The sequence below is a fragment of the Pseudarthrobacter woesei genome, from assembly GCF_055412745.1.
Genome location: NZ_JBVAYU010000005.1, coordinates 240150 through 256688, shown reverse-complemented (window position 1 = coordinate 256688; position 16539 = coordinate 240150). Strand labels below are relative to the sequence as shown.

Here is a 16539-nt window from a genome sequence, read left to right as displayed (position 1 = left end):
TGCCTAGCTTGAGTAGGCGCTGTTTTCGTGGACGTATTCGTGCGTGAGGTCGTTGGTCAGGATCGTGGCCTCGGCGCCCCCGGCGTGCAGATCGATCTCGACCAGCACCCCGCGCGGCTCGAGGTCCACGAGGCTGCGGTCATCGCCGATGCTGCCGTTGCGGCAGATCTGGACGCCGTTCATGGACACGTTCAGCTGGTCCGGTTCGAAGGCCGCGTCCGTGGTGCCGACGGCGGAGAGCACCCGGCCCCAGTTGGGATCCTTGCCGAAGATGGCTGTCTTGAAGAGGTTGGAGCGGGCGACGGCGCGGCTGACGGTCTCTGCGTCCCGTTCGCTGGCGGCGTTGAAGGTGCGGATGGCGATGTCGTGACTGGCGCCTTCGGCGTCGCCAATCAGCTTGCGGGCCAGTTCCGCGCAGACCTGCGTGAGGGCCTTGCCGAACTCGACGGCGGACGGCACGGCCCCGGACGCGGCCGAGGCCAGCAGCACCACGGTGTCGTTCGTGGACATACAGCCGTCCGAGTCCGCCCGGTCGAAAGTGACCCGGGTGGCATCGCGGAGGACGACGTCGAGCATGTCCGGCTGGACGTCCGCGTCCGTGGTGAGGACCACCAGCATGGTGGCGAGCCCGGGAGCGAGCATGCCGGCGCCCTTGGCCATGCCACCGATGGTGAATTCGATTCCTTCGGCATCCACACCCGTGAAGACGGCCTGCTTGGCCACAGAGTCCGTGGTCATGATGGCAGCGGCGGCGTCGGACCCGCCGTCGGTGCTCAGCACTGCCGTGGCGGCGCCGAGCCCGGCAAGGATCTTGTCCATCGGGAGCTGCTCGCCGATCAGGCCGGTGGAGCAGACCACAACGTCGGTCGCGGAAATACCCAGCGCTTCGGCGGTCTTCTCGGCCGTCGTGTGGGTGTTCTGGAAGCCTTGCGGGCCGGTGCAGGCGTTGGCTCCGCCTGAGTTGAGGATGACGGCATCCACCCGCCCGTCCTTGACCACCTCGCGGGACCAGTGCACGGGGGCTGCGGCCACCCGGTTGGAGGTGAAGACGGCTGCGGCGGCCTTGGCAGGCCCGTCGTTGACGACGAGGGCCAGGTCCGGGTTGCCGGAGGTCTTGAGGCCGGCCGTTACGCCGGCGGCGCGGAATCCCTTGGGTGCGGTGATGCTCACGGTGCGACTCCCTGCAGGTCGAGGCCGGCGGTTTCCGCCAGGCCGAGGGCAATGTTCATGGACTGCACGGCGCCGCCGGCGGTCCCCTTGGTCAAGTTGTCGATGGCGCAGGTGACGATCACACGGCCGGTGTGCTCGTCGAGCGCCAGCTGCATCACGGCATGGTTGGATCCCTGCACGGACTTGGTGGAAGGCCAGCGGCCTTCCGGCAGCAGGTGGACGAACGGCTCGTCGTCGTAGGCCTCGCTCCACGCGCCCCGGAGCTCCTCGGCCGTGACGCCGGGGCGAATCTTCGCGGTGGCGGTGGTGAGGATGCCCCGGCTCATCGGCGCCAGGGTGGGCGTGAAGGAAACGGTGACCGGTCCGCGTGCGGCCTTGGACAGTCCCTGTTCGATCTCCGGGGTGTGCCGGTGTCCGCCGCCCACGCCGTACGGGCTCATTGAGCCCATGACCTCGGCGCCGATCAGGTTGAATTTGGCGGCCTTGCCGGCCCCTGAGGTACCGGAAGCGGCAACGATGACGACGTCGTCCCCCTGCAGCAGGTGGCTGCCGAAGCCCGGCGTGAGGGCCAGCAGGGCCGACGTCGGGTAGCAGCCCGGGACGGCGATCCGCTTGGCGCCGCGGAGTTCTTCGCGCTGGCCGGGAAGTTCCGGCAATCCGTAGGGCCAGGTGCCCGCGTGCGGCGATCCGTAGAACTTTTCCCAGGCGGCAGGGTCCGCCAGGCGGTGGTCGGCGCCGGCGTCGATCACCAGGGTGCCGGCCGGCAGCTGGGCCGCGATCCCGGCGGAGGCACCGTGCGGAAGAGCCAGGAACACGACGTCGTGTCCGGACAGGTTTTCCACCGTGGTGTCTTCGAGGATGCGGCTGGCCAGGCCATGGAGATGCGGCTGCAATTCCCCTAATCTGGAACCGGCGTTGCTGTGCGCCGTAATGGCGCCGATCATAACGTCGGGATGGCCGGCGAGGAGGCGCAGCACCTCGCCGCCGGCATATCCGCTTGCGCCGGAGACGGCGACAGAAATTGTCATAACCACTACTATACAGCAAGAGTATGCATAGGTGTCGATATTTATGCATCCACTTTCCCGTGTCCGGGCCCCATTCCGGAGCCGGCAGAATCCGGAGAGCGTATGCTTGGCAAAGGGTGATCCAGACCGTGCGGTCCGAATGTCGGATGCGCGTTGCCCGAAACAGTTACGAGGCATGCCCTACATGACCCCCACGCTCACTGCCCCTCTTGAAGCTTCGGGGCGTCCGAAATCGCGCATCCGGCAGCCCAACGCCGTCGTCCTGAGCTATTCGGAACTGCTGAAGACGGTCAAGGCTGCCGGGCTCCTCGAACGCCGCGTCGGTTTCTACATCACCGTGTTTGCCAGCCTGGTCCTCCTGATGACCGCCACGTGGTTCGGTTTCGCCCTCATCGGCGACAGCTGGTTCCAGCTGCTCATCGCCGCCGCCGTGGGCATCCTTTGCACCCAGTTGAGCTTCCTGGCCCACGAGGCCGGACACCGCCAGATCTTCGCCTCCCGGCGCGCCAATGACTGGGCCGCCCGGCTGCTCGCCACCTCCGTGGCCGGCATCAGCTACTCCTGGTGGGAGCAGAAGCACGGCGCGCACCATAACCACCCGAACGTCATTTCCAAGGACCCGGACATCGCCACCGGCGCCATCGCCTTCTTCCCGGAAGCCGCTGCCACGAGGCAGGGCCGGTTCTCCTTCCTGACCCGCAAGCAGGGCTGGTTGTTCTTCCCGCTGCTGTTCCTGGTGGGCCTGGGCCTGCAGATCGATTCGATCAAGTTCGTCTTCCAACGCGCCAAGGTCACGCACCGCTGGGTGGAAATCCCGATTCTCGCGGTCCGCCTGAGCCTGCTCCCGGTTCTCGCCTTCACCTTCCTGCCGTGGGGCATGGCACTGGCCTTCATCGCCGTCCAGCTCCTCGTCTTCGGTTTCTACATGGGCGCGTCCTTCGCGCCGAACCACAAGGGCATGCCGGTGCTGCCGGCGGACAGCCGCGTGGACTTCTTCAGCCGCCAGGTCCTGACGTCCCGGAACATCTCCGGCGGCTTCTTTATGGACATCCTGCTCGGTGGCCTCAACCGCCAGGCCGAGCACCACCTCTTCCCGGACATGGCCCGCCCGCAGCTGGACAAGGCCGCCGTGATCGTCCGCGAGTTCTGCGCCAAGCACCAGGTCCCCTACACGGAAACCACGCTGCTGCAGTCCTACGGCATCATCGTCCGGTACCTCAACGAAGTCGGCCTCTCCGCCGGCCGGCACTTCGAATGCCCGATGGCTACGGTTACCCGCCGCTTCTAAAGCGGCGGCCAGTTCTCCGCTGCTGCGGAGGCGCACTGCGACGCGGCACTGAACATCCTGTTTGACCCGAAGTGACGGCCGGTTACCGGCCGTCACTTCGTCGTTGGAGCCGGTGTCTCTAGGATGGGTGCAGGATCATGGCGCGGAAGTCCGGGCCCGGAAAATTCTGCCGGGAGAATCCAGCCCGGCATAAGGAGACACATGATGCATGCAATCGTCGCCCGCGAGGCAGGCGGGCCAGGCGTTCTCACGCTCGCCAAGGTGGAACGCCCGGTGCCGGGTCCCGGCCAGCTGCTGGTCCGGGTCTCCGCCGTCGGTGTGAACTTCATCGACACCTACAAGCGCAGCGGCACCTACAAGGTGCCCTACCCCTTCACCCCCGGTTCCGAGGCATCCGGCACTGTGGAGGACCTCGGCGACGGCGTCACGGGGTTCTCCCCCGGTGACCGGGTTGCGACGGCCGAAGGCATCAACTGCTACGCCGGCTACGCCCTGATCGATCAGGACAAGGCCCTGCCCGTCCCCCGCGGCGTAGACGATTTCACCGCCGCGGCCCTGCCGCTTCAGGGGATCACGGCGCATTACCTGGTCAATTCCTCCTTCAAGGTAGAGCCGGGCCACACCGTGTTGCTCCACGCCGGCGCGGGCGGCGTCGGCCTCCTGCTGATCCAGCTGCTCAAGGCCAGGGGCGCCCGCGTCATCACCACCGTCTCCGCCGATGCGAAGGAGCGGCTGGCCCGCGGGGCCGGCGCAGACCATGTGCTGCGCTACGACGGCTTCGCGGCCAAGGTCCGCGAACTGACCGACGGGACCGGCGCGGACGTCGTGTACGACGGCGTCGGCAAGGACACCTTCGACGGCTCCCTCGCCGCCCTGCGCATCCGCGGCACCCTCGTGCTCTTCGGCGCGGCCTCCGGCCCGGTGCCGCCCGTCGACCCGCAGCGGCTCAACGCCGGCGGCTCGCTGTACCTGACCCGGCCGACGATCGCCCACTTCCTGCGCGACGCCCAGGAACGCCGCTGGCGCTCCGACGAGATTTTTGCGGCGGTGGCCGACGGAAGCCTCAGGGTCCGGATCGGCGCCCGCTACGACCTGGCGGACGCGGCCCGGGCCCACGACGACCTGGAGCAGCGGCGCACCACCGGCAAAGTAATCCTGGTTCCCTGATGTCCGGGACGCCGGCGGCCGGGCGGCGGGACCGGCAGCAGGACAACAGCGAAACATAATACGAGCACCGGTCCGGGCGGCCGAGGATTAACGCAAAGCGAACCCGGACACCTTCCGTTCACCTCAACCGGAGACAATCCCCCTGTGACTGAGCAGCAACCGCACCCCAGCGATCCCCCGCAGGCCCCGGCCACCGTCAGCCCGGTCTATCCGGCGCAGCTTCCGGGATCGCTGGCGGCACCGCCGGAGCGGACCCTGATCGACATCCTGCAGGACACCGCCACCCGCTTTCCGGACGCCTCCGCACTCGACGACGGCCACGAATCGCTCAGCTACGCCCAGTTGCTGGCGGCAGTCCGGGCCACGGCGAAGGAACTGCACCTGGCCGGCCTCGGCGCCGGGGACAAGATTGGCATCCGGATCCCCTCCGGCACCAACCGGCTCTACCTCTCAATCCTGGCCATCCTGATGGTCGGCGCAGCCTACGTCCCGGTGGACGCAGATGACCCGGATGAACGGGCCAAGCTGGTCTTCGGCGAGGCCGGGATCGCGGGCATACTGCGGGGAAGCGGAGAGATCGTGACGGGCAGCGGGCGGCCCCGGCCGTTCCGGTCCCCGCGGCTGCCCGGTGCGGACGACGATGCCTGGGTCATCTTCACCTCGGGCTCCACCGGAACCCCCAAGGGCGTTGCCGTGCGGCACCGCTCCGCGGCGGCCTTCGTCGATGCCGAAGCCCGGATCTTCCTGGCGGACGATCCGATCGGGCCGCAGGACCGTGTCCTGGCCGGCCTGTCCGTCGCATTTGATGCTTCCTGCGAGGAAATGTGGCTCGCGTGGCGCCATGGCGCCTGCCTCGTCCCTGCTCCGCGGGCCCTCGTAAGGACCGGCATGGACCTCGGCCCGTGGCTGATCAGCCACGGCATTACGGTGGTCTCCACGGTGCCCACCCTTGCCGCCCTCTGGCCGGTCGAATCCCTCGAGAGCGTCCGGCTGCTGATCTTCGGCGGCGAGGCGTGCCCGCCGGAACTCGGGGACCGGCTCGCGGTCGAAGGCCGCGAAGTCTGGAACACGTACGGCCCCACCGAGGCCACCGTCGTTGCCTGCGCGGCACCGCTGGGAGGTCCCGGGCCGATCAGGATCGGGCTGCCGCTGGACGGCTGGGACCTCGCCGTCGTCGATGCCAACGCGCTGCCCGTCGGCGAGGGCGAGGTGGGCGAGCTGATCATCGGCGGCGTTGGACTGGCCCGCTATCTGGATCCGGCGAAGGACGCCGAAAAGTACGCCCCCATGCCTTCCCTCGGCTGGGATCGGGCCTACCGTTCCGGTGACCTGGTCCGCTACGAAGCCGCCGGCCTGGTCTTCCAGGGGCGCGCCGATGAGCAGGTGAAGCTCGGCGGCCGCCGGATCGAACTGGGCGAAATCGACGCCGCCCTGCAGGCTCTCCCGGATGTTGCCGGCGCAGCCGCCGCGGTGCAGACCACGGCGGCCGGCAACCAGATCCTGGTCGGCTACCTCGCTCCGGCCGGCGGCGTCGGGATCGATCTGGCCGCGGCGCGGGAATTGCTCGGCGCGAGCCTGCCGGCCCCGCTGATTCCCCTCCTCACCCTTGTGGAGTCGCTCCCCACAAAGACCAGCGGCAAAGTCGACCGCCACGCCCTGCCCTGGCCGCTGGCCGGTGCCGGAGCCGCCGATGCCGACGGCGCCCCGCTGAACCTCCCGGACGATGCACGCTGGATCGTGGAACAGTGGAGCGCCGTGCTGGGCAGCGCCGTCAGCAGCCTTGACGCCGACTTCTTCGCCTACGGGGGCGGCTCCCTCGCCGCGGCCCAGCTGGTCTCTGCCCTGCGCGTCCGCTACCCCACCATCACGGTGGCCGACATTTACGCCACGCCGCGGATCGGGGCCCTCATCGACGCCGCCCGGCAGTCCCTGCCCGAGGGCGGGGCTGGCCCCGCCCCGGAGCGGACCGTCCGCCGCACCGCCCGCAAGTCACAGGTCTTCCAGACCCTGATGGGCGTGCCGCTGCACCTCCTCGTGGGCATGCGCTGGCTGAGCTATCTGATGGCAGCCAACAACCTCCTGTCGTCGCTGGCCGGCTTCAGCGCAGCGCCCACGGTGTCCTGGTGGTGGGTGGCCGCCTCCTGGCTGGTCTTCGTCAGCCCGGCGGGCCGGATGCTGATCTCAATAGCCGCCGCCCGACTGCTGCTCCGGAAGGTGGTGCCGGGAGCATACCCCCGCTCCGGCCGGGTGCATCTGCGCCTCTGGCTAGCCGAGCAGATCCAGGACCTGGCCGGCGCCATCAGCCTCGCCAGCGCACCGTGGGTGCCCTACTACGCCCGTGCCCTCGGAGTGAAGGTGGGCAACAACGTCCAGCTCCACTCCCTGCCGCCCGTCACCGGGATGCTTTCCCTCGGCAGCGGTTGCAATGTCGAACCCGAGGTGGACTTGTCCGGCTGGTGGATCGACGGCGACGTCGTCCACATCGGCGCCATCCACATCGGTGCCGGAGCGACCATCGGTGCGCGCAGCACACTCATGCCCGGCGCCACCATCGGCGCCGGAGCCCAGGTGGCGCCCGGCTCGGCCGTACTCGGCAAGGTCAAGGCCGGCCAACTTGTCGCCGGGTCCCCGGCCGAGCGGCGAGGAAAGGCCAAGCATTCCTGGCCCGACACGGCGCCGGAGCATCCCCTGATGGGCCGGCTCTGGTTCGCCGGCTTCGCCGCGGCCTCTGCCGTCCTGGCCCTGATCCCCCTGGTGTCCGCGTCCGCCGCGGCGGCGGTCATGTTCTACTTCATCCAGGGCAAGGAATCGCTCTCCGCAGCGCTTCCCCAGCTCGTACTTTCCCTCCCGCCGGCGGCGCTGGTGTGGTTCCTGATGAACCTCGTGCTCATCCTGCTCACCACCCGGCTCCTCGGCGTGGGACTGGCCGAAGGCTACTACCGGGTCCGCAGCCGGATCGGCTGGCAGGTCTGGGCCACCGAACGTGTGCTCGACCTGGCCCGGGACCTGCTGTTCCCCATCTATGCCAGCCTCTTCACCCCGGTCTGGCTGCGCTTGCTCGGCGCGAAGATCGGCAAGAACGTGGAGGCCTCCACCGTCCTGCTGATCCCCAAGATGACCACCGTCGGCGAAGGCGCCTTCCTGGCAGACGACACAATGGTGGCGTCCTACGAACTCGACGGCGGCTGGCTGCGGATTGCCCCAGCCAAGATCGGCAAACGCTCCTTCCTGGGCAACTCGGGCATGACGGCCGCCGGCCGCAGCGTGCCCAAGAACTCGCTCGTCGCGGTGCTCTCGGCGACGCCCGCGAAGGCCAAGTCCGGGACCTCGTGGCTGGGCAGCCCGCCCGTACGGCTCCGGCGCACAGCGATCGCCTCGGATGACACGCGCACGTACCAGCCGCCGCTGAGGCTCAAGATCGCCCGTACGCTCTGGGAACTGGGCCGGTTTGTCCCGGTCGTAGCGACCGTGTCGGTCGCGGCCGGGGTCTTCCTCGCCTTCGATTGGCTGGCCTCCACCTTCAATTACGGGGTTGCCGCGGCCCTGGGCGGCGTCGTGATCCTGATTGCCGGCGCCGTGGCCGCGGGAAGCGCCGTCGTGGCCAAATGGGTCCTCGTGGGGCGCATCCGTCCGGGCGAGCATCCGCTCTGGAGCTCCTTCATCTGGCGCAACGAAGTGGTGGACACCTTCATCGAGATGGTCAGCGCGCCGTGGTTTGCACGCGCGGCCACGGGAACGCCGGCCATGGTCTGGTGGCTCCGGGCTCTCGGCGCGAAGATCGGGGCCGGGACCTGGTGCGAAAGCTACTGGCTGCCGGAAGCGGACCTCGTGACCCTGGGCCGGAACTCCACGGTAAACCGCGGCTGCGTCGTCCAGACCCATCTGTTCCACGACCGTGTGATGAGCATCGACACTGTTACGCTCGAAGACGGAGCGACCATGGGACCCCACGGTGTCATCCTCCCGCAGGCCCGGATCGGCACCGGCGGGACGGTGGGCCCGGCGTCCCTGGTCATGAGGGGCGAAACGGTGCCCGCCGCGACGTACTGGATGGGCAATCCGGTGAGTCCCTGGGGCGGGCCGGCCGCTCCTGCCGCCAAGCCCAAGTAGCCACGCCCGCACCGCCAGTCCCGCACCTGCAATCCCGAAGGCCCGTTTCCCATGAGTTTCACCCCGATGAGTCCCACTGCAGCAGGCACCGGCAGCGCGCTGTCTTCGGGGGGAGCAGCCGGCGCACCGGATCCTTACCTGCCCGGCCACGGCACCAACGCGTACCGCGTTACCCGCTATGAACTCGAACTGGACTACAAGCTCAGCAGCAACCGCCTGAGCGGCCGCGCCGTCCTGCACGCGGTCACGCAGTACGCGACGGCGGCGATCGTCCTGGACCTGACGGGCCTCCGGGCCAGCAAGATCCAGCTCAGCGGCCGGCGGGTGCGGAAGTTCAGCCAGCGTGCGGAGCAGCTTGTCATTGTGCCCGACGCCGCCCTGCTTCCGGGCGAGGAATTCACCCTGGACATCCGTTACGAAGGCAACCCGGCTCCCCGCCGGGGGCTGTGGGGCGAGGTGGGCTGGGAGGAACTCACCGACGGCGTGCTTGTCGCCGGCCAGCCCAACGGGGCGGCGTCCTGGTTCCCGTGTAACGACCACCCGCGGGACAAGGCCAGCTACCGGATCAGCGTGACCACTGACGCCAATTACCGTGCCGTGTGCAACGGGGTGCTGCTCTCACACAGCAGCCGGTCCAGCCGCGAGACCTGGGTCTACGAACAGGCCGAACCCATGTCCACGTATCTCGCCACTGTCCAGATCGGCCGCTACGAACTGCTGGCGCTCAACCCTGGCGGCACGGCGGCTCAAGTGCCGCAGTACGCGGCCGTTCCCGTGGCGCTGGCGGAGGCTGCCCGCGCCGGGCTGGCACGCCAGCCGGAGATGATGCGGACCTTTACCAACTGCTTCGGCCCCTATCCCTTCCCGGAGTACACCGTGGTGGTGACGGAGGACGAGCTGGAGATCCCGCTCGAGGCGCAGACCCTGTCCATCTTCGGTCCCAACCATCTGGAGCCGGGCTGGGAGTCGCAGCGGCTTATTGCCCATGAGCTCTCACACCAGTGGTTCGGCAACTCGCTGACCGCGGCGTCCTGGAAGGACATCTGGCTGCATGAAGGGTTCGCCTGCTACGCGGAATGGATCTGGTCCGAGGAAGCCGGCGTGATGCCGGTGGCGGGCCGGGCGGCCGCCGCCTGGCGGAAGCTTCACGCCGGCAGGCAGGACCTGCTCGTGGGTGACCCCGGGCCGGAGCTGATGTTTGATGACCGCGTGTACAAGCGCGGCGCCCTCGCGCTGCACGCCCTCCGCCTGCGCTGCGGCGACCTGGCGTTCTTTGCCCTGCTGCACGACTGGGCTGAACAAAACCGTCACGGCTCCGTGTCAACACCCCTGTTCATCCTTACCGCCGGCCGGGCGACGGGGCTCGACGCCGATGCCCTGCTGCACCCCTGGCTTTATGAGGAAGCCCTCCCGCCGCTGCCGGTCAGCGGTTAGCCGGGTTTCAGCGGCCGGCCGCCGCCCTCAGGTGGCGGGGTGGGTGAGGTATTCGGCCAGGGTCGCGAGATTTGCCCGGACCGTCCTCGCCTGGGCCATTTCGATGAACGGGTCCGCGAGCTTGCCGAAAATACCGCCCAGGCCCGAGGCTGCGTCGATCCGGTAGGTGTACTTCGTGCCGCCCTCGGCCGCTTGGAGGATGTTGGTCACGGTGAACTCCATTTTTCCTTCAACAGCCTTCTGCGTGAGGCGGCCGGGAGGGTCGAACTCCGTCACTTCGACCGTCCAGTCGAAGAGCCTGCCGACGATCTTGCTCGTGCCGCGGGCCCTGCTTCCCGGGCCAACCGGCCCGCTCCCCTGCTGCTCGGCTTTCACCACCGAGGAGTCCCAGACCGGAATGTTTTCCGGCGCAGCCAGGAAGTCGAAAACCGCCTGGGGCGGGCGGGCAATGAAGACGCTTTCCTCGATAACAGGCATCGCTGAACCTCCAATCTGACGTTGCGTGCGCGCTTGGCGACGGGGCGCCGGAAGCATTTTCAGCGTGCCCCCCGGCGCCAACGCTGGCAAGGACTAACTGCAGTGGCGGCAGGTTTCGGAAGGGCACCCGAAATGATGGCCAGGGCGGCGGTGAATCCTTCGGGCAGTCCCAGCGCCGCCGTGTCTGGCTCCACCAGAGCGGTGCCGTCGGTGAGGCCGGCAAAGGACTCCACCGAGGCCGGATCGACCCGCAGCCCCGTGCCGCCGGCCTTGAGCAGGGCCTCTTTCCGGGCCCAGGCCGCCGCGCGCCACAGCGCCTGCCGCTCGGGCGCAAGGGCGTCCACCAGCCGCCGCTCCGCCGGGGTGAGGGCCACGCCGTCGAACCCGGCAAAGCCGACGCCGGTGCTGTGCGCCAGATCGATACCGATCGCCGCCGGCCCGTAAAGATCTGTCCTTTGGCCGCCGGGCCGGTGATGCCCGACGGCGGCCAGCAGCGCCCATCCGCGGCAGCGCGACAGGCTAAGGGAAAGTCCGGTCGGGGCGCCGTCGAGCCAGTAGCCCGGCCGGCCGTGGTCCAGATCCGGGCCTGTTCCGCAGTCCGGGCACGAATAAGCGGCCGTCAGCTCCCCGGGGCGTACGCCCAGGAGCCCGGCCGCGAAAACGCGTTGGGCAATGCGTCCGGCGAGGAAGTCCTGCCGGCCGGCCGCCGCCTTGATCCCGGCGGCACGCTCGTGTTCCGCGGGATCAAGGAAGGTCCCGCCGTCCGGTCCGACGTCGGCGAGACGAACGGACCGGACGGTGATTCCGGAAACCTCCAGGATTCGGGCCACGTCGGGGCCACCGGATCTTTCTAGCGTTGGACTGCTCCGAAGCGCTCGTGGGCAACCGCCACCGCGCTCTCGCGGGCCACGGATGCCTCGTCGGCGGTCAGCGTGCGGTCGCCGGCCCGGAAGCGCAGGCTGAAGGCCAGCGACTTCTTGCCGTCCTCGATGCCCTTGCCCGCGTACACGTCGAAGAGTGCGACGTCTTCGAGCAGGTCGCCGGCGCCCTCGCGCAGTGCCGTGAGTACCTCTTCCGCCGGAACCTCCTGCGGCACCACCAGGGCAACATCCTGGCTGGCCACAGGGTAGGTGGAGATGTGCCGGGCGACGATCACGTCGGCGGCGGCCTCAAAGAGGGCGTCCGCGTTGAATTCGAGGGCCACCGACCGCGCGGGCATATCGTGCGCGGCGAGCAGCTTCGGGTGCAGTTCGCCGGCGTAGCCCAGGACCTCGCCGGTGCGGAGCGCCAGCTGGGCGGCCCGTCCCGGGTGGAAGGCCTGGTGCCGGCCCTGGCTGACCACGATCTCGACGCCGAGCACGTCGCCGGCGATCCTGGCGATGTCCAGCGCATCGGCCCAGTCCCACGCACGCGGCGCGTGGCCGGCGGCGGCCGGTGAGTCATGTCCGGTGAGCACCGCGGCGAGGTACAGCGGCTGGTCCGGGACGCCGTCGTACAGGGCATCCAGCACCTCATCGCCGGGCCTTGCGCCGAGCGGCGGGATCGTGGCGGTGCCGAGCGTGTCGCCCGGCAGGAACACGAGGCCGGCCTCGAACAGGGCCAGGTCGCGGAAGCCGCGCGAGTGGTTGCGCTTGGCCACCTCGATCAGGCCCGGCAGGATCGAGGTGCGCAGGTATCCCTGCTCCTCGCTGATGGGGTTGGCGAGCTTGAGCGCCTTGCGTGCCTCACCTGCCGTGGCAACGCCGAAGGTGTCATTGGCGGCCTTGGAAACGAACGGGTACGCGAGGACCTCGGTGAGGCCCGAGGCGGCCAGAGCCTGGACGAGGCGCCGGCGCTGCTGCTGGACGCGCGTCAGGCCGCGGCCAGGAGGCGCCACGGGAAGGCTCGCGGGGATCTGGTCGTAGCCGACCAGCCGGGCGATTTCCTCGGTGAGGTCCTCCTTGGTTTCCAGGTCGTTGCGCCAGCTCGGGGCGGTCACCGTGTACCCGCTGTGGTGCTTCTCGACGACGGCGCCCAGGTCCTCGAGCGAGGTGACAATCTGCTCCTCGGTGAAGTCGATGCCGATCCGTTCCGAGGCGAAGGCCGCGGGCAGCTCGACGGTGACGGTGTCAGGCGCGGTGCCGACGTCGGTCCCTGCCTCATCAGCGGTGCCGCCGGCGAGCTCGACCAGGAGGTCAACCACCCGTTGCGCAGCGGTGTTCGCGACGTGCCAGTCAACGCCGCGTTCGAAGCGCTTGGAGGCTTCGGACGGCAGCTTGTGCCGGCGGCGGGAGCGTCCGATGGACACCTCGTCGAAGTGCGCCGCCTCGACCAGGACGTTCGACGTCGAATCGCTGACCTCGGTGGCGGCGCCGCCCATGACGCCGGCGATGCCGATCGCGCCGGAACCGTCGGTGATCAGCAGGTCCTCGACGTCGAGCGCGCGGACCTTCCCGTCCAGGGTGGTTATCTTCTCCCCCGCCACGGCGCGCCGGACCACGATGTCGCCGGACAGCTTGTCCAGGTCGTAGCAGTGCGTGGGCTGCCCAAGTTCGAGCATGACGTAGTTGGAGATGTCCACCGGCAGCGAGATGGAGCGGATGCCGCCGAGCCGGAGCCGGGAGGACATCCACGGCGGTGTGGGCCTGGTGGCATCCACGCCGCGCACGGTGCGGGCCACGAAGCGGTCGCAGCCGGGCTTGCCGTAGACCGGGGCGTCGTCGTTGAGCTTGACGCCATGGCCGCCGGACAGTTCAGCCGGTGCCTGCACCCTCGACGCCGGATCCGTGAAGGATGTGCCGGTGGCGTGCGCGTATTCGCGGGCAACCCCGCGGATGGAGAACGCGTACCCGCGGTCCGGCGTGACATTGATTTCGGCGGCCTGGTCGTAGAGGCCCAGGAGCTCCATTGCGTCGGTGCCGAGTTCGGGATCCAGCCCCATCCTGGACAGCACCAGGATGCCGTCGTGGTCCTCGCCGATGCCGAGTTCGCGCACGGAGGCGATCATGCCGGCGGACAGGTGCCCGTAGGTCTGCCGCGCGGAGATGTGGAAGTCGCCGGGCAGCACGGCGCCGGGGAGGGTGACCACCACTTTGTCGCCTTCCACGAAGTTGTGGGCGCCGCAGATGATGCCCTGGACACCGGAGGGGTCGATGCCCTCGCCGGTGAGGATCTGCTGCTGGCCTTCGGGGACAACCCGGACCTGGCACCAGTTAATGGTTTTGCCGTTGGTCTGGGGCTCCTTGACGATGCTCAGGACCTGGCCCACCACGATGGGGCCCTGGAGGGTGTCCGTGGGGCGGTGGACCGCTTCTTCTTCAAAGCCGACCGTGACCAGCTCGGCCATGACATCTTCGGCCGTCGCTCCGGCCGGTACCTGCGCGAATTCACGCAGCCAGGAAAGTGGGATACGCACTGTTAGATCTCCATCCCGAAGTGCTCGCTGAAACGTACATCGCCTTCGATCATGTCGCGCATGTCGCCGACCTCGTTGCGGAACATGAGCGTCCGCTCGATGCCCATGCCGAAGGCAAATCCTGAATAGATGTCCGGATCGATGCCGGCGGCGCGGAGCACATTGGGGTTGACCATGCCGCAGCCGCCCCATTCGATCCAGCCGGGACCTCCCTTGGCGCCTGGGTGCCAGATGTCCAGCTCCGCGGAGGGCTCCGTGAACGGGAAGTAGTTCGGGCGCAGCCGGATTTGGGCCTCGTCGCCGAACATCTGGCGCGCGAAGTGCTCCAGGGTGCCGCGGAGGTCCGCCATGCTGAGCTTCTTGTCGATGGCCAGGCCCTCGAACTGGTGGAACACCGGCGTGTGCGTCGCGTCCAGCTCATCGGTGCGGAACACCTTGCCGGGGCACAGCACGTAGATGGGCAGCTCGCGCTCCAGCATGGAGCGGACCTGCACCGGGGAGGTGTGGGTGCGCATCAGCAGGTGGGCCTCGGGCGGCTCCACGAAGAAGGTGTCCTGCATTTCACGGGCAGGGTGGTCCGGCTTGAAGTTCAGCGCGTCGAAGTTGAACCATTCGGACTCGACCTCGGGGCCTTCGGCGATCTCCCAGCCCATGCCGACGAAGATGTCCGCGACGCGCTCCTGCAGGGTGGACAGGGGGTGGCGTGCACCGGCACGACGGCGGCGCGGAGCCGCCGTGACGTCCACCGTCTCCTCGACCAGGATGCGGGCGTCATTCTCGGCTTCGAGCTCGGCGGTGCGGTCCGCGAGCGCCTTGTTGACGCGTCCGCGGGAGGAACCCATGAGCTTGCCGGCGGCGGCCTTCTGGTCCTTCGGCAGCCCGCCGATTTCACGGTTGGCGAGGCTCAGCGCGGACTTCTCCCCGGTGTGTGCGAGGCGCACGGCCTTGAGCTCATCGAGCGTGGAGGCGGCGGCAATGGCGGCAACGGCCTGGTCTACGGCGGCGGTGATGGCGGCTTCATCCAGGGGATTCGGGACGCCGGCGCCCGGCAAAGTTTCAGTCATCTACTGTTCTTAGCTACGAGTCGGTTCATGCCAACGGCACAGGACCTTCAGGGATGCAGGGACCAGTGCGTTGACAAAGGACAGGGCTCGCCAGAATCGCTCCGGCGGGCACTGCCCTTCAGTCTAGTTGAACGCACTCAGGTGCCCGAACGTGACGGTGTTCCACGGCGCCCTCCGGGCCCTCGGCTCTGCCGCGCATTCTCTCCGCCCATCCCCTCCCGCCATCCCTCGTGCTTCGTATCCCGCAGGCGGGGTGCCCGGCTAGCATGGCCTCATGACGCCGGGACAACGGCTGCGGCAGCTGGCCAACGTACTGAATGCAACAACTCCGCTGGGGTTGGTGCTCGCCGCCTGTGCCCGCGCTCCCGTCCGCCGCGGGCCCCGGGGCCTGCTGATCGCCACCGGCTACCGCTGGCGGCTGCCCATCGCCGGGGCGTTCACGCTGGGCAATGTGGTGCTTTTCCGTGCCGGGCCGGACGGGGCCCTGGCCGATCCGGTCCTCCTAGGGCACGAGGAGCGCCACAGCACCCAGTACGCCTGGTGCCTGGGCCTTCCCTTCCTGCCGTTGTATTTCCTCGCGGCGGGCTGGTCCCTGGCCCGGACCGGGAACCCGGGCTCGCGTAATTTCTTCGAACGGCACGCCGGACTGCAGGCCGGCGGCTACCCGGATCTGAACGCCGGATCCGAAAACACAAGCACCGGCAGGACGGGCCCGGCGGCCCCCGAACGGAACGAGGCATAACATGAGCGACACCCCCAGGACCATCTCCGTCACCGGATCAGGCAGCGCGGAAGCCGCGCCGGACCTGCTGACCCTCTCGATCGGCGTCGAGTGCCGCCGGGAGGACGTCGGCACGGCGTACGGCGAGGCAGGCCGTGTCTCGGCGGCAATCACCGCGGCGCTTCGGCAACGCGGCGTCGATAGCAGCGACATCACGACGTCGGGACTCAATGTCCGCGCCGAAGTGAACTGGCAGGAGGGCCGGGGGCAGGTCGTCTCAGGCTACCTGGCGTCCAGCGTGCTGAGTGTCCGGATCCGTGAACTGGCGGCCTCCTCGGACATCATCGCCGCGGCCGTCGCGGCCGGCGGCGACGACGTCCGGCTCAACGGACTGGAGCTGGGCTTCGCGGACCCTGCCGCCGTCACGGCCGGCGCCCGCGAGGCCGCCTGGGCCGATGCCCTCGCCACGGCCCGGCACTTCGCTTCCCTTGCCGGCGCCTCGCTGGGCAAGGTGGTCACGGCGGCCCAGCAGACTGGAGCGCAGGCCCCCGTCCCGGTTGCCAGGATGCAGCGCGCCGCCGCTGTGGAGTCCCTCACCGTGGAGGCCGGCGGATCCAGCGTCAGCGCAGCAGTCGGCGTCGTCTGGGAACTGCTCGACTGACGTCCTGATTCGCGGCCGCCGGCGC

General features: G+C 69.0%; 12 protein-coding genes. 6 read left to right on the top strand and 6 right to left on the bottom strand.

Going from position 1 to position 16539, the window contains the following annotated elements; genetic code table 11:
• Positions 1-3: 3 nt before the first annotated feature.
• Both argJ and argC read right to left on the bottom strand, forming a co-directional pair.
• On the bottom strand, positions 4-1170 hold the full coding sequence (gene argJ, locus ACZYZE_RS10035; RefSeq protein WP_459320080.1) for a bifunctional glutamate N-acetyltransferase/amino-acid acetyltransferase ArgJ: 1167 nt from the start codon (positions 1168-1170) through the stop codon (positions 4-6).
• Positions 1167-2198, bottom strand: a complete 1032-nt coding sequence (argC, locus tag ACZYZE_RS10030) for an N-acetyl-gamma-glutamyl-phosphate reductase (RefSeq protein WP_463907506.1) — start codon at positions 2196-2198, stop codon at positions 1167-1169. The genes argJ and argC overlap by 4 nt, the downstream gene beginning before the upstream one ends.
• A 184-nt stretch (positions 2199-2382) precedes the next feature.
• Here argC and ACZYZE_RS10025 point away from each other — a divergent pair, with 184 nt between their 5' ends.
• From ACZYZE_RS10025 to ACZYZE_RS10010, 4 genes are all read left to right on the top strand, one after another.
• Positions 2383-3486 carry a fatty acid desaturase family protein gene (locus tag ACZYZE_RS10025; protein ID WP_463907517.1) on the top strand — a complete coding sequence of 368 codons (1104 nt, stop codon included), beginning with the start codon at positions 2383-2385 and terminating at the stop codon, positions 3484-3486.
• Between the two features lie 201 nt (positions 3487-3687).
• Complete coding sequence (locus ACZYZE_RS10020) at positions 3688-4653, top strand: quinone oxidoreductase family protein (protein ID WP_459320078.1); 966 nt, start codon at positions 3688-3690, stop codon at positions 4651-4653.
• A 231-nt stretch (positions 4654-4884) separates the two neighbouring features.
• Entirely contained in the window at positions 4885-8763 is a 3879-nt protein-coding gene (locus ACZYZE_RS10015; protein WP_463907516.1) for a Pls/PosA family non-ribosomal peptide synthetase, read from the top strand.
• A gap of 51 nt (positions 8764-8814) precedes the next feature.
• Positions 8815-10197 carry a M1 family metallopeptidase gene (locus tag ACZYZE_RS10010; protein ID WP_463907505.1) on the top strand — a complete coding sequence of 461 codons (1383 nt, stop codon included), beginning with the start codon at positions 8815-8817 and terminating at the stop codon, positions 10195-10197.
• A gap of 27 nt (positions 10198-10224) precedes the next feature.
• Here the strand turns inward: ACZYZE_RS10010 and ACZYZE_RS10005 are convergent, their stop codons facing one another.
• Genes ACZYZE_RS10005 through pheS form a run of 4 tightly spaced genes read right to left on the bottom strand, consistent with a single transcriptional unit; the run spans position 10225 to position 15132 of the window.
• Positions 10225-10674, bottom strand: coding sequence for an SRPBCC family protein (locus tag ACZYZE_RS10005; protein ID WP_459320076.1), 450 nt, complete (start codon positions 10672-10674; stop codon positions 10225-10227).
• 59 nt (positions 10675-10733) lie between these two features.
• The gene (locus ACZYZE_RS10000) at positions 10734-11504 is read right to left on the bottom strand and encodes a 4'-phosphopantetheinyl transferase family protein (protein ID WP_463907504.1); all 771 of its coding nucleotides are present in this window, start codon (positions 11502-11504) and stop codon (positions 10734-10736) included.
• A 20-nt stretch (positions 11505-11524) separates the two neighbouring features.
• Positions 11525-14068, bottom strand: coding sequence for a phenylalanine--tRNA ligase subunit beta (pheT, locus tag ACZYZE_RS09995; protein ID WP_463907503.1), 2544 nt, complete (start codon positions 14066-14068; stop codon positions 11525-11527).
• 2 nt (positions 14069-14070) lie between these two features.
• Positions 14071-15132: a phenylalanine--tRNA ligase subunit alpha gene (gene pheS / locus ACZYZE_RS09990; RefSeq protein WP_459318733.1), complete on the bottom strand. Its 1062-nt coding sequence runs from the start codon at positions 15130-15132 to the stop codon at positions 14071-14073.
• 274 nt (positions 15133-15406) lie between these two features.
• Here pheS and ACZYZE_RS09985 point away from each other — a divergent pair, with 274 nt between their 5' ends.
• On the top strand, positions 15407-15874 hold the full coding sequence (locus ACZYZE_RS09985; RefSeq protein WP_459318732.1) for a hypothetical protein: 468 nt from the start codon (positions 15407-15409) through the stop codon (positions 15872-15874).
• A 1-nt stretch (position 15875) separates the two neighbouring features.
• Positions 15876-16514, top strand: a complete 639-nt coding sequence (locus ACZYZE_RS09980; RefSeq protein ID WP_463907502.1) for an SIMPL domain-containing protein — start codon at positions 15876-15878, stop codon at positions 16512-16514.
• Positions 16515-16539: the final 25 nt, after the last annotated feature.

Excerpts from the sequence above, each read along its gene's own strand:
- argC (WP_463907506.1), bottom strand. The coding sequence starts at position 2,198 with ATGACAATTTCTGTCGCCGTCTCCGGCGCAAGCGGATATGCCGGCGGC.
- ACZYZE_RS10025 (WP_463907517.1), top strand. The coding sequence starts at position 2,383 with ATGACCCCCACGCTCACTGCCCCTCTTGAAGCTTCGGGGCGTCCGAAA.
- ACZYZE_RS10020 (WP_459320078.1), top strand. The coding sequence starts at position 3,688 with ATGATGCATGCAATCGTCGCCCGCGAGGCAGGCGGGCCAGGCGTTCTC.
- ACZYZE_RS10010 (WP_463907505.1), top strand. The coding sequence starts at position 8,815 with ATGAGTTTCACCCCGATGAGTCCCACTGCAGCAGGCACCGGCAGCGCG.
- ACZYZE_RS10005 (WP_459320076.1), bottom strand. The coding sequence starts at position 10,674 with ATGCCTGTTATCGAGGAAAGCGTCTTCATTGCCCGCCCGCCCCAGGCG.
- pheS (WP_459318733.1), bottom strand. The coding sequence starts at position 15,132 with ATGACTGAAACTTTGCCGGGCGCCGGCGTCCCGAATCCCCTGGATGAA.
- ACZYZE_RS09985 (WP_459318732.1), top strand. The coding sequence starts at position 15,407 with ATGACGCCGGGACAACGGCTGCGGCAGCTGGCCAACGTACTGAATGCA.
- ACZYZE_RS09980 (WP_463907502.1), top strand. The coding sequence starts at position 15,876 with ATGAGCGACACCCCCAGGACCATCTCCGTCACCGGATCAGGCAGCGCG.